This window comes from Stenotrophomonas sp. JAG2, assembly GCF_041080745.1.
Taxonomy (GTDB): domain Bacteria; phylum Pseudomonadota; class Gammaproteobacteria; order Xanthomonadales; family Xanthomonadaceae; genus Stenotrophomonas; species Stenotrophomonas maltophilia_AA.
Genome location: NZ_JBEUMH010000016.1, coordinates 47000 through 65740, shown reverse-complemented (window position 1 = coordinate 65740; position 18741 = coordinate 47000). Strand labels below are relative to the sequence as shown.

The following is an 18741-nucleotide window of genomic DNA, read 5'->3' as shown; positions in this document are numbered from 1 at the left end:
CGTGGAGTGGTTCCACCTGGACGTCCCATGAGCCTGTATCTGCCTGTCTTCCCCGCCGGTGCCCCGAGCACCGCGCGCTCCCTTTCCCGCGTTTGAGGCCACGACCATGTCTGCCTGGCTTTCCCTGCTGTGCGGCGTGCTGGTGCTCGTTGCCGCCGCCTACCTGCTCTACGTCGTGCTTCGGCCCGAAACCTTCTGACCGGAGCCGACCATGACCGAGATCCTGTTGATCCTGCTGGCCAGCATCGTGCTGGCCTTTCCGCTTGGGCTGTATCTCGCCCGGGTGATGCGCGGTGGCCCGATGCGCGGCGACGCGCTGTTCGGGTGGATTGAAAAACCGCTGTACCGGCTGCTCGGGGTGAACCCGGCGCGCGGCATGTCCTGGCGCGGCTACGTGGGCGCCTTCCTGCTCAGCAACGTGGTGATCGCGGTGCTGGTGCAGGCGGTCTTCATGACCCAGGCCTGGCTGCCGTTCAATCCCGACCAGATTCCCAACATGCGCTGGGATACCGCGCTGCACACGATGGTGTCGTTCCTGACCAACACCAACCAGCAGCACTACTCGGGCCAGGCGCAGCTGTCCTACTTCTCGCAGATGACCGCGATCACCGGCCTGCAGGTGGTGACGCCGATGATGGGCCTGGCGCTGGTGGTGGCCACCCTGCGTGCGCTGTTCGGCGCGCGTCCCGAGGACGTGCCGGCCGAACAGGCCGCGCTGCTCAGCGCGGACCGTCGCGTCGATGTGGGCAACTACTACGCCGATGTCGTGCGTGCCAGCGTGCGCTTCATGCTGCCGCTGTGCCTGCTGTGGGCGGTCCTGCTGACCAGCCAGGGCGTGCCCTCGACGCTGGCGGCCGGTCCGCAGGCGACACCGATCGATGCCGCGGCCGGCATGGAGACGCAGAAGCTGCCGCTCGGCCCGGTCGCGGCGATGGTCGCGGCCAAGCAGCTGGGTGCCAACGGCGGTGGCTGGTATGGCCCCAACAGCGCCATGCCGTTGGAGAACCCGACCCCGCTGTCCAACGCGCTGGAACTGATCGGCATCCTGCTGATCCCGATCAGCGTGATCTTCATGCTGGGCGCGTTTACCGGGCGCAGGCGCCTGGCCGGGCTGGTGTTCGGCTGCATGCTGACGATGTCCAGTGTGTCGGTCGCGGCCACGATGTGGCTGGAAGGCCATTCGGCCACCGCAGCCAGCCCGCTGCTGATGGAAGGCAAGGAAGTGCGCTTCGGTGCCGATGGAACGGGCATGTGGGCGGCGATCACCACCCAGGTTTCCAACGGCTCGGTCAACGGCATGCACGATTCGCTCAGCCCGCTGGCCGGCGCCGTACCGATGGTCAACATGTTGATCAGTGCGATCTGGGGCGGCATCGGCTGCGGTCTGCAGCAGTTCTTCGTGTACCTGCTGCTGGGCGTGTTCCTGGCCGGGCTGATGACCGGCCGCACCCCGGAACTGTTCGGTCGCAAGCTGGAAACGCCGCAGGTGCGCTTGCTCGCGCTGCTGGTGCTGCTGCAGCCGATCACGATCCTGGGCTTCACCGCGCTGACCCTGGCGATCCCGTCGATCACCGGCACCTCCAACCCCGGCTTCCACGGCATCAGCCAGGTGTTCTACGAGTACACCTCGGCGTTCGCCAACAACGGCTCGGGCTTTGAAGGCCTCGGCGATGCCACGGTGTGGTGGAACCTGAGCTGCACCCTGGTGCTGCTGCTGGGCCGCTACCCGGTGCTGGTGATCCCGTTGATCGTGGCCGCGCAGCTGGCGGCCAAGCGGCGTGCGCCGGAATCGGCCGGGACGCTGCAGATCGAAACCCCGACCTTCGCGGTGACCCTGATCGCGCTGATCGTCATCCTCACCGTATTGCAGTTCATGCCGGCGCTGGTGCTGGGCCCGGTCGCCGACCACCTGTCGCTGACGCAGCACTGAGACCTCCTTCCATGAGTACGTATCCGTTGAACGTTTCTTCCCACCGCCGCCAGCGCCTGCTCGATGGCGCCGGCTGGCGCCGCGCCCTGCGCGATGCGGTGATCAAGCTCTCGCCGCGCCATCTGCTGCACAGCCCGGTGATGGCCGTGGTGATGGTCGGCACCGTGGTCAGCGCGCTGGTCACGCTGACCGGCAATGCACCGCTGGGCTTCGGCCTGGCGGTCACCGCGATCCTGCTGCTGACCGTGCTGTTCGGCAACTTCGCCGAGGCCGTGGCCGAAGCGCGTGGCCGTGGCCAGGCGGCCTCGCTGCGGCGTGCCCGCCAGGACCTCAGCGCGCGTCGGCTGGCCGCCGCGCATGCCGGCGCCAGCGAGACCCAGGTGCCGGCCGCCGAGCTGCGCCCGGGCGACCATGTGATCGTCAGTGCCGGGGAGCTGATTCCGGCCGATGGCGAGATCGTGCAGGGCCTGGCCACCATCAACGAAGCCGCCGTGACCGGTGAATCGGCGCCCGTGCTGCGCGAGGCCGGCACCGACCGCAGCGGTGTGATCGGCGGCACCAAGGTGCTCTCCGACCAGATCATCGTGCGCATCACCGCCGAGCCGGGGCACAGCTTCCTGGACCGGATGATCGCGCTGGTGGAAGGTGCGAACCGGCAGAAGACCCCGAACGAGGTCGCCCTGACGCTGCTGCTGGCGGCGATGACGCTGACCTTCCTGGTGGTGGTGGCGACGCTGCCGGCGATCGGGGCGTTCGTTGGCGTGCAGGTCGATCCGCTGCTGCTGATCGCGCTGCTGGTGTGCCTGATCCCCACCACCATCGGTGGACTGCTGCCGGCGATCGGCATTGCCGGCATGAACCGCGCACTGGCCGCCAACGTGCTGGCCAAATCCGGCAAGGCGGTGGAAGTGGCCGGCGACGTGGACGTGTTGCTGCTCGACAAGACCGGCACCATCACCTACGGCGACCGCCAGGCCACGCATTTCCATGCACTGGCCGGCATCGATGCCAGCAAGCTGCGCGAGGCGGCGCTGCTGTCCTCGCTGGCCGACCCGACCCCGGAAGGCAAGTCGGTGGTGCGGTTGGCGCGCGAGCAGGGCTGCACCACCGCCGAGCCGGACCGCGCGGAGTATCTGGCCTTCAGCGCGCAGACCCGCATGTCCGGCGTCGATCTGGACGGCGGCCGCCGCATCCGCAAGGGCGCCTCCGATGCGATCACCGCGTATGTGCGTGAGCTGGGCGGCACGGTGCCGTCGGAGCTGGCGGGGCGCGTGGAGCAGGTGGCACGCAACGGTGCCACCCCGCTGGTGGTGTGCGAGGGCCGCCACGTGCTGGGCGTGATCGAGCTGTCAGACGTGGTCAAGCACGGCATGCGCGAGAAGTTCGCGCAGCTGCGGGCGATGGGCATCCGCACGGTGATGATCACCGGCGACAACCCGCTGACCGCCGCCGCGATCGCGGCCGAGGCCGGTGTGGACGACTACATCGCCGAGGCACGCCCGGAAGACAAGCTCGCCCGCATCCGCGCCGAGCAGGCCGGCGGCCGCCTGGTGGCGATGGTCGGCGACGGCACCAACGATGCCCCGGCACTGGCCCAGGCCGACATCGGGCTGGCGATGAACTCCGGTACCCAGGCCGCCAAGGAAGCCGGCAACATGGTCGATCTGGATTCGGATCCGGCCAAGCTGTTGGCGGTGGTCGAAGTCGGCAAGCAGCAGCTGATCACGCGCGGTGCGCTGACCACCTTCTCGCTGGCCAACGACGTCTCCAAGTACTTCGCGATCCTGCCGGCACTGTTCGCTTCGACCCTGCCGGCGATGGCGGCGCTGAACGTGATGCACCTGTCCAGCCCGCGCAATGCGGTGCTGGCGGCGCTGATCTTCAATGCCCTGGTGATTCCGGCGCTGATCCCGCTGGCACTGCGCGGGGTGCGCTTCCGCCCGGCCACGGCTACCGCGCTGCTGCGCCGGAACATGCTCGTGTACGGGCTGGGCGGTGTGTTGCTGCCGTTCGCGGCCATCAAATTGATCGACCTCTTCCTTGTCTCGGTGTTCGGCGCATGAACCGCTCGCTTGCTACTTCCGTTCCCCGTCCGGCGCGCAGCCGCGCCGCCGCCTCTACCCAGCTCCAGCAGGACAGCGCCTGGCGCCCGGCGCTTGTGCTCGGCGTGAGCAGCCTGCTGCTGCTCGGCCTGGCCTATGCCGTGGCCACCACCAGCGTGAGCGGGCTGCTGTTTCCGGCGCAGGCCGAGGGCAGCCTGCTGCTCCGCGATGGGCAGGTGCGCGGCTCGAAACTGATCGCCCAGCCGTTCGTCGGCGATGGCTACTTCCAGGCACGGCCGTCGGCCGCCAACTACGATCCGATGGCGGCCGCCGGCAGCAACATGGCGCGCAGCAACCCGGCCCTGCAGGAACGCGTGCAGGCCGCCATCAACGCGGTGGCCGCGCGCGAGGGCGTGCCCGCCGCGCAGGTGCCCGGCGATCTGGTCACCCAGTCCGGCGCGGGCATGGATCCGGAGCTGTCGCAGGCGGCGGCGCAGGTGCAGATCGCGCGCGTGGCGCGCAGCCGTGGGCTGCCGGTTGACCAGGTGGCGGCGCTGGTGAAGGCGCATACGCTGGGCCCGCAGTGGGGCGTGTTCGGGCAGCCACGGGTGAACGTGGTGACGTTGAACCTGGCCTTGGATACGCAGGATGGGCAGCCGGGCAGCGCCCGGCTCTACGGAACGCGTTGATGCGCTGCGTACCGTCCCGGGCGCACAATCCCCGCCCATGAGCGACTCCCGTACCCGCCAGGCCGATGCCCTGGCCGACAGCCTGCAGCGCGAAGCCGGCGGCAAGCTCACCGTGTTCCTGGGTGCGGCACCGGGCGTTGGCAAGACCTTCAGCATGCTCACCCGCGCGCACGAACAACTGCGCCGCGGCGTGGACGTGGTGATCGGGCTGGTGGAAACCCACAACCGCGCCGAAACCTCGGCGCTGCTGGCGGGATTGCCGCAGGTGCCGCTGCTGCAGCGCGAGTATCAACAGCACGCGCTGGACGAGATGGACCTGGATGCGGTGCTGGCGCGTCGCCCGGCGCTGGTGCTGGTCGACGAACTGGCACACCGCAACGTGCCGGGCAGTCGCCATGAGCGGCGCTGGCAAGATGTGATGGAACTGCTCGATGCCGGCATCGATGTGTGGACCACGGTCAACATCCAGCACCTGGAGAGCCTCAATGACGTGGTCATGCGCATCACCGGCGTGCGGGTCAGCGAGACGGTGCCCGATGCGGTGCTCGACCGCCTGCATGACATCGTGCTGGTGGATCTTCCGCCGCGCGAGCTGATCGAGCGGCTGCAGCAGGGCAAGGTCTACGTGCCCGAACAGGCGGCGCAGGCGCTGCAGGCGTTCTTCTCGCCGGCCAACCTGACCGCGCTGCGCGAGCTGGCCATGCAGGAAGCGGCCGACCGCGTGGACAGCAGCCTGCGTGAGACCCGCGCCGCGCGCGGTGAAGGCAACCTGCCACTGCGCCGCCGCGTACTGGTGGCGATCGATGGCGGTGGCCAGAGCGAGTACCTGGTCCGGGTCGGCCGGCGCATCGCCGAACGGCGTGATGCGCCGTGGACGGTGGTGACGGTGCAGGCGCGCGCGCACGACGAACAGACCCGGCGCGAGATCGATGCCGCCTTCGCCCTCGCCCGGCGCCTCGGGGGCGAGGCTGAACTGCTGCATGGCTCCAGCATTGCCGATGCCCTGCTCGACCATGCCGCACACAATGGCGTGTCGACGCTGGTGCTGGGCCGCACGCGGGAGCGCCCGCTCGCGCGCATGCTCAACCGCACGCTGACCCAGCAGCTGATCCGGCGCGGCGCGCATTTCGAGATCACCATCATCGGCACGCCGCAGGCGCGAGCGCGTGCGCGACGGTCCGGCCTGTCCCTTCCGAGCCGCAGTGCCGGCAAGGACGCGCTGCTGGCGCTGGGCGCCACCGCGGCCGCGTGCCTGGTGGCGCTGGTCGCCGAGCGCTGGATCGGGCTGTACGACCTCTCGATGGTGTTCATCGTGGCGGTGGTGATGGTCGCCGCGCGCAGCCGCACCAGTGCGGCGGTGATCGCGGCCGCACTGTGCTTCCTGGCCTACAACTTCTTCTTCATCGCGCCGCGCTTCACCTTCGCGATCAGCGCGCGCCAGGGCGTGATCACGGTCTTCCTGTTCCTAGCAGCCGCATTGGTGGCCGGACGGCTGGCCTCGCGCCTGCGCATGCAGGTGGTGGCATTGCGCGCCGCCAACCGGCACGCGCATGCGCGCCAGGCGCTGGGCCGGCAGCTGGCCAGCGCGCCCAGCAACGAGCAGGTCGCGCAGGCCGGCCGTGAAGCGCTGGAACAGGCGATGGATGCGCCGGCATGGCTGCGCATCGGGCAGTACACCAGCGCCAGTGGCAGCGCCGCACCGGGCGACACCGATCTGGCCGCCGCCGACTGGGCACACCGGCATGGCCAGCCCAGCGGGCGCTTCACCGATACGCTGGCCGGCGCCGGCTGGTGGTTCCTGCCGCTGCTGGACGGCGACGACCGCGCGATCGGCGTGGCCGGCATGCGCTTCCCGCGCGAGGCCCCCCGGTTGACGCCCGAGCAGCGCCAGCTGGCCGAAGCGATGGTGGACGATATCGCCCAGGCTGCGCTGCGCACCCAGCTGGTGGCCGATCTGGAGAAGGCGCATGTGAGCAACGAGACCGAGCGGCTGCGTTCGGCGTTGCTGTCCTCGGTCTCGCATGACCTGCGCTCGCCCCTGGCGGCGATGATCGGCTCGGCCGACAGCCTCTCCAGCTATGCCGATGCGATGGATGCCAGCGACCGCCGCGCCCTGCTGGACACCATCCTGGTCGAAGGCGAGCGCCTGGACCGCTACATCCAGAACCTGCTGGACATGACCCGGCTCGGCCATGACGGCCTGCAGATCAACCGCGACTGGATCGGCGTGGATGAGCTGGTCGGCTCGGCCGCGCGCCGCCTGCAGCGCTATCAGCCCGATGTGCTGCTCAAACTGGATATTCCGGCTGCGCTGGCCCCGATCTGGGTGCATCCGGCGCTGGTCGAACAGGCGGTGTTCAACGTGATGGAGAACGCGGCCAAATTCTCCCCGCCCGGCGCGGCAGTGGAAGTGCAGGCGCGGCTGGTCGAAGGCGAGCTGCGCATCGATGTGCTCGACGCCGGCCCCGGGATTCCCGACGAAGAGCGGGCGCGCATCTTCGACATGTTCTACAGCGTGGAGCGTGGCGACCGGGGCCGGCACGGCACCGGGCTGGGCCTGACCATCTGCCAGGGCATGATCGGCGCGCATGGCGGCAGCGTGCAGGCGCTGCCGGGGCGCGACGGACGCGGTACCCTGATCCGCATCACACTGCCCCTGCTGCATCCCCACCCTGCCGATGACAACGACGATTCCTGAGGCTTCCCACGGCGTGCCCCCGGCGCGCGTGCTGGTGATCGACGATGAAGCGCAGATCCGGCGCTTCCTGGAGATCAGCCTGCGCGCGCAGGGCTACCGCGTGTCCCAGGCCGCGACCGGCCAGGCCGGGCTGGAAGCGCTGGTCGGCGAAGGGGCGGACCTGGTCATCCTGGATATCGGCCTGCCCGACATGGAAGGCCATGAGGTGCTGGGTGAACTGCGCCAGTGGAGCCAGGTGCCGGTGATCATGCTGACCGTGCGGGCCAGCGAGACCGAGAAGGTGCGTGCGCTGGATGCCGGCGCCAACGACTACGTGACCAAGCCGTTCGGCACGCAGGAGCTGATGGCGCGCGTGCGCGGACTGCTGCGCTCGCGCACGGTGTCCAGCGAGGGCGTGCTGCCGCAGTTCGATGATGGGCACCTGCATATCGACCTGGTCCGGCGCGAGGTAATGCTGGACGGTGCGCCGGTGGCGCTGACGCGCAAGGAGTACGCGCTGTTGTCACTGCTGCTGCGCAATGCCGGGCGGGTGGTGACCCAGCCGCAGATCCTGCAGGAGATCTGGGGGCCGACGCACCAGCACGATACGCATTACCTGCGCATCCTGGTCGGCAAGCTGCGCCACAAGCTGGGCGATTCCGCGCTGGATTCGCGGTATCTGTTCACCGAGCCCGGCGTGGGTCTGCGGTTCAAGGGGTGATCAAAGGCATCCACGCATGGCGTGGATCTACACGTGGTGCATGGCGTGGATGTCCATGCGCGTGGCGTGGATGCAAGGTAGTGCCGCTGATCGCCAGGGTAGGCACTACCGCTTATCGCTGCGGTAGGTACCGACCGTTGGTCGGTACCCACGCAGATCAGAAGCCCAGCTCCACACCCGGCAGCAACGGCTGCAGCTGCGCGCGGAACAGCGCTTTGATGCGCTCCAGCGCGGCCTCGTCATCGGCCTCGAAACGCAGCACCAGTACCGGGGTGGTGTTCGACGCACGCACCAGGCCCCAGCCATCGGGGAAGTCGGCACGCAGGCCGTCGATGGTGGACAGGCGCGCGCCGGCGAACGGCGAGTCCTCCACCTGCACCGACGACACGAACAGCGACACCAGCGCATGCGGCGTGCCCGCATCGACCGGCACCTTCAGCTCGGGGGTGGAGACGCTGTCGGGCAGTTCGTCGAGTACCTCCGACGGCGTCTCCTCGCGCTGGGCCAGGATCTCCAGCAGGCGCGCGGCGGCGTACAGGCCGTCGTCGAAGCCGAACCAGCGCTCCTTGAAGAAGAAGTGCCCGCTCATCTCGCCCGCCAGCTCGGCATCGGTCTCGCGCATCTTCGCCTTCATCAGCGAATGGCCGGTCTTCCACATCAGCGGGCTGCCGCCGTTGCGCAGCACGTAGTCGGACAGCTTGCCGCTGCACTTCACGTCGTAGATCACCAGGGCGCCCGGGTTGCGCATCAGCACGTCGGCGGCGAACAGCATCAACAGACGATCCGCGTAGATGATCTTCCCTTCGCGGGTGACCACGCCGAGACGGTCGCCGTCGCCATCGAAGGCCAGGCCGAGGTCCGCATCGAAGCGCTTCACGGTCTGGATCAGGTCTTCCAGATTGTCCGGATCGCTCGGGTCCGGATGGTGGTTGGGGAAGGTGCCGTCCACATCGCAGTACAGCGGAATCACTTCGGCACCGATCGCCTCCAGCAGTGGCTGGGCGAGCTCGCCCGCCACCCCGTTGCCGGCATCGGCGACCACCTTGAGCGGGCGGTCCAGCTGCACGTCATCGGCAATGCGCTGGATGTAATCGGCGTTGACCTCGCGGGTCTGGAAGCTGCCCGGTTCGGACGCCAGGTGCAGCTGGCCATCGCGGATGCGGTGGTACAGCTCGGTGATCGCATCGCCGGACAGCGTTTCGCCACCGACCACGATCTTGAAGCCGTTGTAATCGGGCGGGTTGTGGCTGCCGGTCACCGCCACGCAGCTGCCCGCGCGCAGGTGATAACTGGCGAAGTACACCACGGGGGTCGGCGCCAGGCCGATGTCGGTGACGTTGCAGCCGGCGCGGCGCAGGCCTTCGATCAGCCCGGCGGTCAGCTCGGGGCCGGAGAGACGGCCATCGCGGCCGACCACGATGTCGCGCAGGCCCTGGACCTGCAGCACCGAGCCGATCGCCTGGCCGATAAGCGCGGCGACCTTGGGGGTCAGCTCGCGGCCGACCACGCCGCGGATGTCGTAGGCGCGGAAGATCTCGGCCGCGACCGCCTCGCCCGGGACGGTGGGCGGTGGCGGCGTCGCTTCGTCAACGCGCTCGACGGCGGCCGCCGCCAGCGGGGCCTGGGCCAGGCTTTCGCTCAGGGTCGGGCCGGTGTCGGTGGCACTCTCGGCCGCACCGCGGCGGCGCGGCAACGGCACCTTGCCCTTGCCCAACACCAGCAGCACGGCGATCAACAGCAGCAACACGGCGACAATCGCACTGGGGATCGCCCCCAGGCCCAGCGGACCCGGTTCGATATCCGGCACGGCCGCGGACAGACGCAGCCCACTGCGCCCGATCGGACGCGCCAGCGCTTCAGCGCCGCCGGACAGCCCGCGGCTGCCCTGTTCGACGACGTTGTGGTTCCCCTGGCGCAGGGCGAGGTAACCGTCGCCCGGCACGGCGACCTTGTCGAACACGCCGGTCAGGCGAAGCAGTGGCTGGCGGATATAGACGACGGCCGCGCCCTGCGGGCCGAGATCGACCGCCGTTGCCAGGCCAAGACGTTGCCCGCCGGCGTCACGCACCACGCGGGCGACCGGCGCGTTATCGGCGATGGCCGCTTCGAGCAGCGCCAGGCGCGAGTAACCAAAGGCCTTTGGATCGGCGTAGGCCGCATCCAGATCGGCGGTGAGGATCTGGACGTCTTCCACGCCCGGCCAGCCTTCGCGAATGGCGACGGCGGCACCTTGGGCATTGCCGCCGGCCAGCGCACTGGCGACGCGCTCGGTCTTGAGCAGCGTGGCCAGTTTCCCGAGTTGCCCGGTCAGGGCCGTCTGCAGGCCCTCGACCACACGGTCGCGCGACTGCTCAAGCTCGGCACCCACGGCGGCCTGGCGCCATTGGCGCACACCGCTCCACCCGAACCAGACCGCCAACAGCACCAGCAGCACGGACAGCAGCGGCACCGAGCGCCCTGTCGTCCACTGCGGCCGTCCTTCCGCCTTCGCCTTGCTCATGAAACTCCCCTGTCAGCGCACCCCGGTATGGCCGAATCCACCCGTTCCCCTGGCGCTGTCGCTGAAAGTATCCACTACCTGAAGCGCCACGCGTGCAATCGGCAGCACCACCAGCTGGGCGATGCGATCACCGGGCTGCAGGGTGAAGGGTTCGCGGCCGCGGTTCCAGGCGCTGATCAGCAGCGGGCCCTGGTAATCGGCGTCGATCAGGCCGGTGCCGTTGCCCAGCACGATGCCGTGGCGATGGCCCAGGCCGGAGCGCGGCAGCACCACGGCGGCCAGGTTCGGGTCGGCGATATGGATCGCGATGCCGCTGGGGATCAGCGCGGTGTCGCCGGGCTGCAGGGTGAGCTCGGTCTCCAGCGCGGCGCGCAGATCCAGCCCGGCGCTGTGCTCGGTGGCGTAGGCCGGCAGCGGCCATTCGTCGCCGAAACGCGGGTCCAGCAGCTTGACCTGCAGCGGCTGCAGGGAGGAATCGATGGTCATGCGTGCAACCTCTGGGCAATCAGGGACAACAGTTGTTCGGCCAGCACGGCCTTGGAGGTGCCGGGGAACACCTGTTCGCCGCCCTGCCAGTAGGCCGTGGCCGCGTTCTCATCGCTTTCGAAACCGCCGGTGCTGATCCCGACCTGATTGGCGATCACCAGGTCCAGGCGCTTGTCCACCAGCTTGCCACGCGCGTATTTCTCCACGTCGTGGGTCTCGGCAGCGAAACCGACCACCAGCTTGAGCGCGTTGGTCTGCGCGGCGACCTCGGCCAGGATGTCCGGGGTGCGCACCAGTTCCAGGGTCAGGCTCTGGCTGCCGGCGGTCTTCTTGAGTTTCTGCGGGGCGACCTGGCGCGGGGTGTAATCGGACACCGCGGCCGCACCGATATAGATGTCGGCCGGCAGCGCACCCAGCACCGCTTCGCGCATCTGCGCGGCCGAACGCACGTCGACGCGCTGCACGCCGGCGGGCGTGGCCAGCTGGACCGGGCCACTGACCAGCACCACCTGCGCGCCCAGGCGGGCGGCGGCGGCGGCCAAGGCGTAGCCCATCTTGCCGCTGCTGCGGTTGCCGACGTAGCGCACCGGATCGATGTCTTCATAGGTGGGGCCGGCGCTGATCAGCACGCGCAGGCCCTTCAGTTCGCTGGTGGCCGGCGGCTCGGCAGCCGCCGATGCGCGCAGCCCGGCCAGCGCGGCCACGATCGCGTGCGGTTCGGTGAGCCGGCCCGGGCCGGACTCGCCTTCGGCCAGCGGACCGTCTTCCGGCCCGATCACCTGGGCACCGCGCTCGCGCAGCAGGCCGATGTTGGCCTGGGTGGCCGGGTGCAGCCACATGCGATGGTTCATCGCCGGGCACACGGTCAGCGGCGCGGTGGTGGCCAGGCACAGGGTGGTGACGAGGTCATCGGCGTGGCCCTGGGCCAGGCGCGCGAGCAGATCGGCGGTCGCCGGTGCGACCACGATGCGGTCGGCCCAGCGGGCCAGCTCGATATGGCCCATCGCCTGCTCGGCCGCGCTGTCCCACAGGGTGGTGCGGGTCGGCTGGCCGGACAGCGCCTGGAAACTCAGGGGTGTCACGAACTGCTGGGCCCCGGCGGTCATCGCGACCTGCACCTGGGCACCGGCATCGCGCAGGCGGCGCACCAGTTCCAGCGACTTGTAGGCAGCGATCCCGCCACCAACGCACAACAACAGCTTCTGGCCTTCCAGCGGGCGCGCGGCCGCCGGAGAAGCCTGGGGGGAGTCAGCCACCTTGGGTGTTCCTGTCGAACCGAGGCGATTAGCTTACCCGATGGTCCGTAAACCGCCTGATGCGCCAGCGGCATAAGGAGGCAGGTTTTCGTCATAAGGAATCGCCGGACGTGGCACGTTGCCCTGCATTTACCGACACGATGGCGCCCGGTTCACCGATGGTGAATCCGCCGCCACCCACAGACACTGGGGCCATGTCGATCCGAGACTGGCCCAGCGCCGAGCGTCCCCGCGAAAAGCTGCTCGCCCAAGGCGCTGGCGCCCTGTCCGATGCCGAACTGCTCGCGATCTTCCTCGGCTCAGGCCTGCGCGGCCGGGATGCGGTCGAAACCGCCCGCGATCTGTTGCAGTCCCACGGCCCCCTGCGCAACCTGCTCGACCTGCCGGCCAGCGCGCTGGCGGCCCTGCCCGGCCTTGGGCCGGCCCGCAGCTGCAAGCTGGTGGCCGGGCTGGAGCTCGCGCATCGGCATCTGGCTGCCGAGCTGGCCCGGGGCGAAAGCCTGCGCGACCCCGCCGCCGCAGGCCGTTACTTCAAACAGCGGCTGCGGGCGCGGCCCAACGAGGTGTTCGCCGCGCTGTTCCTGGACAACCAGCACCGCACGCTGGCCTGCGAGGAGCTGTTCAGCGGGACGGTGGATGCGGCGGCGGTCTACCCGCGTGAAGTGGTCCGCCGCGCCCTGCTGCACAACGCTGCCGCGGTGATCGTCAGCCACAACCATCCCTCGGGCAGCGCCGAGCCCTCACTGGAGGACCGCCGGATCACCACGCTGCTGCAACAGGCACTGGCGCTGGTGGATATCCGGCTGCTCGACCATGTCGTCATCGGCGACGGGGCCCCGGTATCGATGGCCGCGCGCGGCTGGATGGGCACCGGAACGGCCTGATCCGGCGAGGGAAAGGCCGCCGCTCGGCCCCGGTTCAATGGATCGGGGTGGCTTCTGGGCTAAAATTGCCGATTCCGCCGCTCCAGTCCCAAAGCAGGCCTTGTGAAAAATCTCCTCCGCGCCCTGATCAGCCAAGGCATCGAAGCCTTGCGCGCCAACGGCACTCTGCCGGCCGATACCCTGACCCCGGAATTCGTGGTCGAACGCCCGAAGACCCGTGAGCACGGCGATTTCGCCACCAACGCCGCGATGCTGCTGGCCAAGCCGGCGCGCAGCAACCCGCGCGCCCTGGCCCAGGCGCTGCTCGATGCGCTGCCCAAGAGCGATGACGTGGCCCGCGTCGAGATCGCCGGCCCGGGCTTCATCAATTTCCACCTCGCCCCCAGCGCCTACCAGCGCGAAGCGGCCGGCGTGCTCAAGGAAGGCGCCGATTACGGCCACAACCTGAGCGGCAACGGCCGCACCGTGGGCGTGGAATATGTGTCGGCCAATCCGACCGGTCCGCTGCATGTCGGCCACGGCCGCGCGGCGGCGATCGGTGACTGCCTGGCGCGCCTGCTGGAAGTGAACGGCTGGAACGCCAAGCGCGAGTTCTACTACAACGACGCCGGCGTGCAGATCGAGAATCTCGCGCTGTCCACCCAGGCGCGTGCGAAGGGCCTCAAGCCCGACGACGCCGGCTGGCCGGAAGCGGGCTACCGCGGCGATTACATCCAGGACGTGGCCAACGCCTACCTGGCCGGCGCCACGGTGGAGCTGGAAGGCCACTCGGTGGTCGGCGAGCGCGACCCGGACAACCTCGATGCGATCCGTCGCTTTGCGGTGGCCTACCTGCGCAACGAGCAGAACCAGGACCTGGCCGCGTTCGGCGTGGATTTCGACATCTACTTCCTGGAAAGTTCGCTGTACAAGGATGGCAAGGTCGAAGAGACCGTCGCCCAGCTCAACGCGGCCGGCCATACGTATGTGGAAGGCGGCGCGCTGTGGCTGCGCTCGACCGACTTCGGTGACGACAAGGACCGCGTGATGCGCAAGTCCGACGGCACCTACACCTACTTCCTGCCGGACGTGGCCTACCACCTCTCCAAGTGGCAGCGCGGCTACGAGCGCGCGATCACCGAGCTGGGCGCGGACCACCACGGTTCGCTGGCGCGCGTGCGTGCCGGCCTGCAGGCGCTGGACGTCGGCATCCCCAAAGGCTGGCCGGAATACGTGCTGCACCAGATGGTGACGGTGATGCGCGGTGGCGAGGAAGTGAAGCTCTCCAAGCGTGCCGGCAGCTACCTGACCCTGCGCGACCTGATCGAAGAAGCCGGCCGCGATGCCACCCGCTGGTTCCTGATCGCGCGCAAGCCCGATTCGCAGCTGACCTTCGATATCGATCTGGCCCGCCAGCAGAGCAATGACAATCCGGTGTTCTACGTGCAGTACGCGCATGCCCGCGTCTGCAGCCTGCTGCGCCAGGCGCAGGAGAAGGGCCTGAGCTACACGCCGGCCGCGGGCCTGGCCGGTCTGTCCTCGCTGGGCGATGACGCCTCGCTGTGGCTGATGGTGGAAATGTCGCGCTTCCCGGAAGTCGTCGAAGCGGCCGGACTGGCGCTGGAACCGCACCTGATCGCGCAGTATCTGCGTGAATTGGCGCACGCCTTCCACACGTGGTATCACGGCACGCAGGTACTGGTGGCCGACGAAAGCGAACGCAACGCCAAGCTGACGCTGGCCTGCGCCGCGCGCCAGGTCCTGGCCAATGGTCTGAACATCCTGGGCGTATCCGCCCCGGAAAAAATGTAAGCAGTGGAGAAGCAGTAAATGGCAGCACGACGCGGCAAGAGCCAGGCACGGCGCAACAGCAACCAGGGCACCCCGGGATGGGTGTGGCTGGTCGCGGGTGTGGCGATTGCGGCCGTGGTGTTCCTGGCGGCACCGAACCTGTTCAAGAACGAGGGTGATGGCTTCCTGCGGGTCGGCCCGCAGCCGGATCCGAACGCCCAGCCGGCCCCGGTGAGCGACGCCGAGACCGACGTCGGTGCCGAGCTGCCCAAGCCGGGCGCCGCTACGCCCGCCGAACCGGCCAAGCCGGCGACGACGCAGTACGACTTCTACACCCTGCTGCCCGGCAAGGAAGTGGAAATGTCCGATGCCGAGCTGGCGGCCAGCGCACGCGCGGAAGACCAGCGACGTGCCAAGGCGGAAGCGCAGCGCGCGCAGGCGGCGCTGGAAGGCCGCCCGTTGCCGCCCGCACCGGCGCCGACCAGCACCGCGGCGACCACGTCGGCGGCCCCGGTGAGCACCGCCCCGCTGCCCGCCCCGGTAGCGGAACGCCCGGCGGCGACCACGGCTGCGGCGGCAACGCCGGCGCAGACGGCTGCGGCCACTCCGGCGGCACCGAAGCCGGCGGCTACTGCGGCGACGACGCCTGCTGCTACAGCGGCTGAGCCTGCGGCCAGCAACGTGCGTTACATCCTGCAGGCCGGCGCCTTCGGTGCTTCCGGCGATGCCGAGGCGACCAAGGCCAAGCTGGCGATGATCGGCCTGGCCGCGCGCGTGGAATCGGCGCAGATCAACGGCAAGACGGTGTATCGCGTGCGCATGGGGCCGTATGGCAGCGCGGGCGAGCTGGCCGAAGCCAAGCAGAAGCTGGATGGGACGGGGCTTCAGGCGATGGCTATCAAGGCGCAGTAAGTGGCGCTGCAGTGTTTTAAAGGACGCCGGGCTTGCCCGGCGTTTTTTTTGTCGAAGCGCGTTTCTTTCGATTGATCCGCTATCGTTCAAACATGTCTTCCCGCCCCGATTCTGATGACCTTCCCGGCGTTGCCGGTGCGACCGGTCGCTACCGCGAATGGGCGGCACCTGCTCCTCTGCAGGGCTGTTTCGGACAGCTGTGGCGCAGCGATCTGCCGGTGGGCCATAGCGGTGAGGTCGCGGTACTGCCTGATGGCTGCGTGGACATCCTGTGGCGCGATGGGCGGCTGTATGTGGTGGGCCCGGATGTGGTGGCCGCACACCCGCAGTTGATGCCCGGCGCGCAGGTGTTGGGGGCGCGCTTCCAGCCCGGCGCGGCGCGGGCCTGGCTGGGGGTGCCGCTGGACGAGCTGGTGGGCACCGCCGTGGAGCTGGATTCGGTGCTGGGACCCCAGGCGCGGCAGCTTGCGGCGCGGTTGAATGACGTGGGCGATGGCGATGCGCGGCAGCGGTTGTTCGCGCAGGGGCTGGCTGGGCTGCCCCGCTCTACCGGTGGCCGCCACGCGGTGGCGGCGCGGGTGTTCGGGCAGGTGCGGGCCGGTGGTCACGATCTGGCCGCGATCGGTTCGGCGCTGCAGGTAAGCACGCGCAGCCTGCGCCGGTTGTGCCATGAGCAGTTCGGCTATGGGCCGAAGATGCTGGAGCGGATTCTGCGGCTGCAGCGGTTCCTGGCGCTGGCCCGGGCGATGCCGGGGGAGGGGCTGGCGGGGTTGGCGGCGGATGTGGGCTACGCCGACCAGTCGCACCTGAGCCGCGAGGTGCGGGCGTTGGCGGGGATCGGGGCGGCGGCCCTATGCGCGCAGTGGCGTAGCTGACTGGCCGTTTTGTTCAAGACCGGCGCGGCCGGGGTGGCGATGCTGGGGCTCCTTTCAACGAGAAGCGTCCATGAGTACCGCACACGGCAACGATCGCCGCATCGACAACATTGAGTTCAACGTGGCCGACATCGCGCGCAGCAAGGCGTTCTACGCTGAGGTCTTCGGCTGGACGTTCACCGATTACGGCCCGGCCTACACCGAGTTCAGCGATGGACGCCTGACCGGTGGTTTCACCACCGGCGATGCGGTGCAACCGGGTGGGCCCCTGGTGATCCTGTATGCCGATGACCTGGTCGCCACGCAGCAACGGCTGCAGGCGGCCGGCGCGGCGATCTGCCGGGCCGCGTTCGATTTCCCGGGCGGGCGTCGGTTTCATTTCCGCGACCCGGATGGGTATGAGCTGGCGGTGTGGACGGCGCGGGAGGGATGATCGGGGAGCCTGCCGACCAACGGTCGGCAGCTACCGTGGGTCGGAATCGCCCGTGGGTCGGAATCGCCGGCGGGTTGGAATCGCCGGCGGGGCGGAATGACCGACGGCCGGAATCTCCGGGGCCTGCGATCAGTCGCGCGCGACCTGGAAGCCGGCGAACGACTGGCTGACCGGCATCACTTCGAGGCGATTGATGTTCAGGTGGGCCGGCAGCGAGGCGACCCAGAAGATCTGTTCGGCGATGTCCTCGGCGGTCATCGGGTTGGCGCCGGTGTAGAGCTTGTCCGAGGCCGCCTGGTCGCCATGGGTGCGGACCACGGTGAACTCGGTTTCCGCCATGCCCGGCTCGATCGTGGTCACGCGCACGCCACTGCCGTGCAGGTCCGAGCGCAGGCCGAGCGAGAACTGGCTGACGAAGGCCTTGGTGCCGCCATAGGCATTGCCGCCCGGATACGGGTACACGCCGGCGACCGAGCTGATGTTGATGATCGCGCCCTTGCGCGCGACCAGCTGCGGCAACAGGCGATGGGTCAGCGTCACCAGGGCGGTGACGTTGGTGTCGATCATGGTGCGCCAGTCTTCCAGCGAGGCGCTCTGGGCCGGGGCGGTGCCCTGGGCCAGGCCGGCATTGTTGACCAGCAGGTCGATGTCGGCGAACCCGGCCGGCAGGGCGGCCAGGGCCGCTTCCATCGCCACGCTGTCGCGCACGTCGAACACCGCGGCATGCACGCGCTCGGGACCGTAGGCATCGACCAGCGGCTGCAGGCGCTCGGCCCGGCGCCCGGTGGCGATCACGCGCCAGCCGGCCTGGGCGAAACGGTGGACGGCGGCGGCGCCAAAGCCGGAGGTGGCGCCGGTAATCAGAGCGGTACGGGTCATCGAGGTACTCCGTGAAGATCCCGACCATTTTCGCACCGATGCCCGCCCGGTGCAGAGCCGGGCGCTGCTCCGCTGCCTGCCGCTACGGGGCGTCGCGTCAGCGGATGCGGAACACGCGCGCCTTGGGCAGGTCCTCATCCACCTGCAGGAACCAGCGGCCGGCGATACCCGGCACCACGACGATCTCGGGGTTGCTGCGGGCGGTCTTGAGCGTCATCTCGCCCTTGAGCACCTGCCACTGCTGGCCGTTGTCCAGGGTGAACACGGTGCCGGGGGCCCAGCCGTCCACCTGGCCGGTCACCTTGGCATGGATCGGGCCATCGTCCAGCCCGGGGAACATCGGGGCCGGCGTTGGAAGACCCGGGCCTGCGGCAGGAGGCGCCGCGACGGCCACCGGTGCCGGGGCATCGGCCTCGGCCTGGCGCAGCAGGCGGTTCAGCGTCTGCAACTGGCCCGGAGTCAGCCCGACCTCGGCCAGCGCCTGCGGATCCAGCCGCTGTTCCAGCGCCACATACGGGGCCTGCGCCCCTGCCTGGCCCGCCAGCAACATGCCCACACACCCGAGTACCTGCCACCTGCGCATTGCCTGCTCCACTGCCTGTCGATGCCTGATCGCGGCACTGTGCTTCACTTTCATGGCAACCAGATGACAGCGACCACCGGTCGCAGCCGGCCGCGCGCCCGGCA

16 protein-coding genes are annotated in these 18741 nt (G+C 69.3%); 11 read left to right on the top strand and 5 right to left on the bottom strand.

Going from position 1 to position 18741, the window contains the following annotated elements; translation table 11 throughout:
- The first annotated feature begins 106 nt into the window (after window positions 1–106).
- From AB9O74_RS17070 to AB9O74_RS17045, 6 genes are read left to right on the top strand one after another with little or no spacing between them, the layout of a single operon-like run.
- Window positions 107–199, top strand: coding sequence for a potassium-transporting ATPase subunit F (locus AB9O74_RS17070; protein ID WP_019183961.1), 93 nt, complete (start codon window positions 107–109; stop codon window positions 197–199).
- A gap of 12 nt (window positions 200–211) precedes the next feature.
- Window positions 212–1930, top strand: a complete 1719-nt coding sequence (gene kdpA, locus AB9O74_RS17065; protein ID WP_369350012.1) for a potassium-transporting ATPase subunit KdpA — start codon at window positions 212–214, stop codon at window positions 1928–1930.
- Between the two features lie 11 nt (window positions 1931–1941).
- Window positions 1942–3993 carry a potassium-transporting ATPase subunit KdpB gene (gene kdpB / locus AB9O74_RS17060; RefSeq protein WP_369350011.1) on the top strand — a complete coding sequence of 684 codons (2052 nt, stop codon included), beginning with the start codon at window positions 1942–1944 and terminating at the stop codon, window positions 3991–3993.
- Window positions 3990–4661 carry a potassium-transporting ATPase subunit KdpC gene (kdpC, locus tag AB9O74_RS17055; RefSeq protein WP_369350010.1) on the top strand — a complete coding sequence of 224 codons (672 nt, stop codon included), beginning with the start codon at window positions 3990–3992 and terminating at the stop codon, window positions 4659–4661. The genes kdpB and kdpC overlap by 4 nt, the downstream gene beginning before the upstream one ends.
- Window positions 4662–4698: 37 nt before the next feature.
- Window positions 4699–7359: an ATP-binding protein gene (locus tag AB9O74_RS17050; protein ID WP_369350009.1), complete on the top strand. Its 2661-nt coding sequence runs from the start codon at window positions 4699–4701 to the stop codon at window positions 7357–7359.
- Window positions 7340–8059 carry a response regulator transcription factor gene (locus AB9O74_RS17045; protein WP_319209582.1) on the top strand — a complete coding sequence of 240 codons (720 nt, stop codon included), beginning with the start codon at window positions 7340–7342 and terminating at the stop codon, window positions 8057–8059. Before AB9O74_RS17050 ends, AB9O74_RS17045 begins: the two co-directional genes overlap by 20 nt.
- Window positions 8060–8216: 157 nt before the next feature.
- On the opposite strand, the gene AB9O74_RS17040 is transcribed toward AB9O74_RS17045, so the two are convergent.
- From AB9O74_RS17040 to coaBC, 3 genes are read right to left on the bottom strand one after another with little or no spacing between them, the layout of a single operon-like run.
- On the bottom strand, window positions 8217–10559 hold the full coding sequence (locus AB9O74_RS17040) for a phosphomannomutase/phosphoglucomutase (RefSeq protein WP_369350008.1): 2343 nt from the start codon (window positions 10557–10559) through the stop codon (window positions 8217–8219).
- A gap of 12 nt (window positions 10560–10571) precedes the next feature.
- Complete coding sequence (gene dut / locus AB9O74_RS17035; protein ID WP_176990955.1) at window positions 10572–11045, bottom strand: dUTP diphosphatase; 474 nt, start codon at window positions 11043–11045, stop codon at window positions 10572–10574.
- Window positions 11042–12301 (bottom strand): bifunctional phosphopantothenoylcysteine decarboxylase/phosphopantothenate--cysteine ligase CoaBC, encoded by a 1260-nt coding sequence (gene coaBC / locus AB9O74_RS17030; protein ID WP_369350007.1) that lies wholly within the window; start codon window positions 12299–12301, stop codon window positions 11042–11044. The genes dut and coaBC overlap by 4 nt, the downstream gene beginning before the upstream one ends.
- Window positions 12302–12495: 194 nt before the next feature.
- On the opposite strand from coaBC, the gene radC reads away from it, so the two are divergent.
- The 5 genes from radC (at window position 12496) to AB9O74_RS17005 (ending at window position 17175) form a co-directional block, all read left to right on the top strand.
- A complete protein-coding gene (radC, locus tag AB9O74_RS17025) occupies window positions 12496–13185 on the top strand; it encodes a DNA repair protein RadC (protein ID WP_346478396.1) in 690 nt (229 codons plus the stop codon).
- Window positions 13186–13287: 102 nt separating this feature from the next.
- Entirely contained in the window at window positions 13288–14976 is a 1689-nt protein-coding gene (gene argS / locus AB9O74_RS17020) for an arginine--tRNA ligase (RefSeq protein ID WP_369350006.1), read from the top strand.
- Window positions 14977–14994: 18 nt separating this feature from the next.
- Window positions 14995–15867, top strand: coding sequence for an SPOR domain-containing protein (locus AB9O74_RS17015; protein WP_369350005.1), 873 nt, complete (start codon window positions 14995–14997; stop codon window positions 15865–15867).
- A gap of 92 nt (window positions 15868–15959) precedes the next feature.
- Window positions 15960–16742 (top strand): helix-turn-helix domain-containing protein, encoded by a 783-nt coding sequence (locus AB9O74_RS17010; protein WP_369350004.1) that lies wholly within the window; start codon window positions 15960–15962, stop codon window positions 16740–16742.
- A 70-nt stretch (window positions 16743–16812) separates the two neighbouring features.
- A complete protein-coding gene (locus tag AB9O74_RS17005) occupies window positions 16813–17175 on the top strand; it encodes a VOC family protein (protein ID WP_369350003.1) in 363 nt (120 codons plus the stop codon).
- 129 nt (window positions 17176–17304) lie between these two features.
- Here the strand turns inward: AB9O74_RS17005 and AB9O74_RS17000 are convergent, their stop codons facing one another.
- Window positions 17305–18054, bottom strand: a complete 750-nt coding sequence (locus tag AB9O74_RS17000; protein WP_176990950.1) for an SDR family NAD(P)-dependent oxidoreductase — start codon at window positions 18052–18054, stop codon at window positions 17305–17307.
- 97 nt (window positions 18055–18151) lie between these two features.
- On the bottom strand, window positions 18152–18604 hold the full coding sequence (locus tag AB9O74_RS16995) for a hypothetical protein (RefSeq protein WP_369350002.1): 453 nt from the start codon (window positions 18602–18604) through the stop codon (window positions 18152–18154).
- Window positions 18605–18741 lie beyond the last annotated feature (137 nt).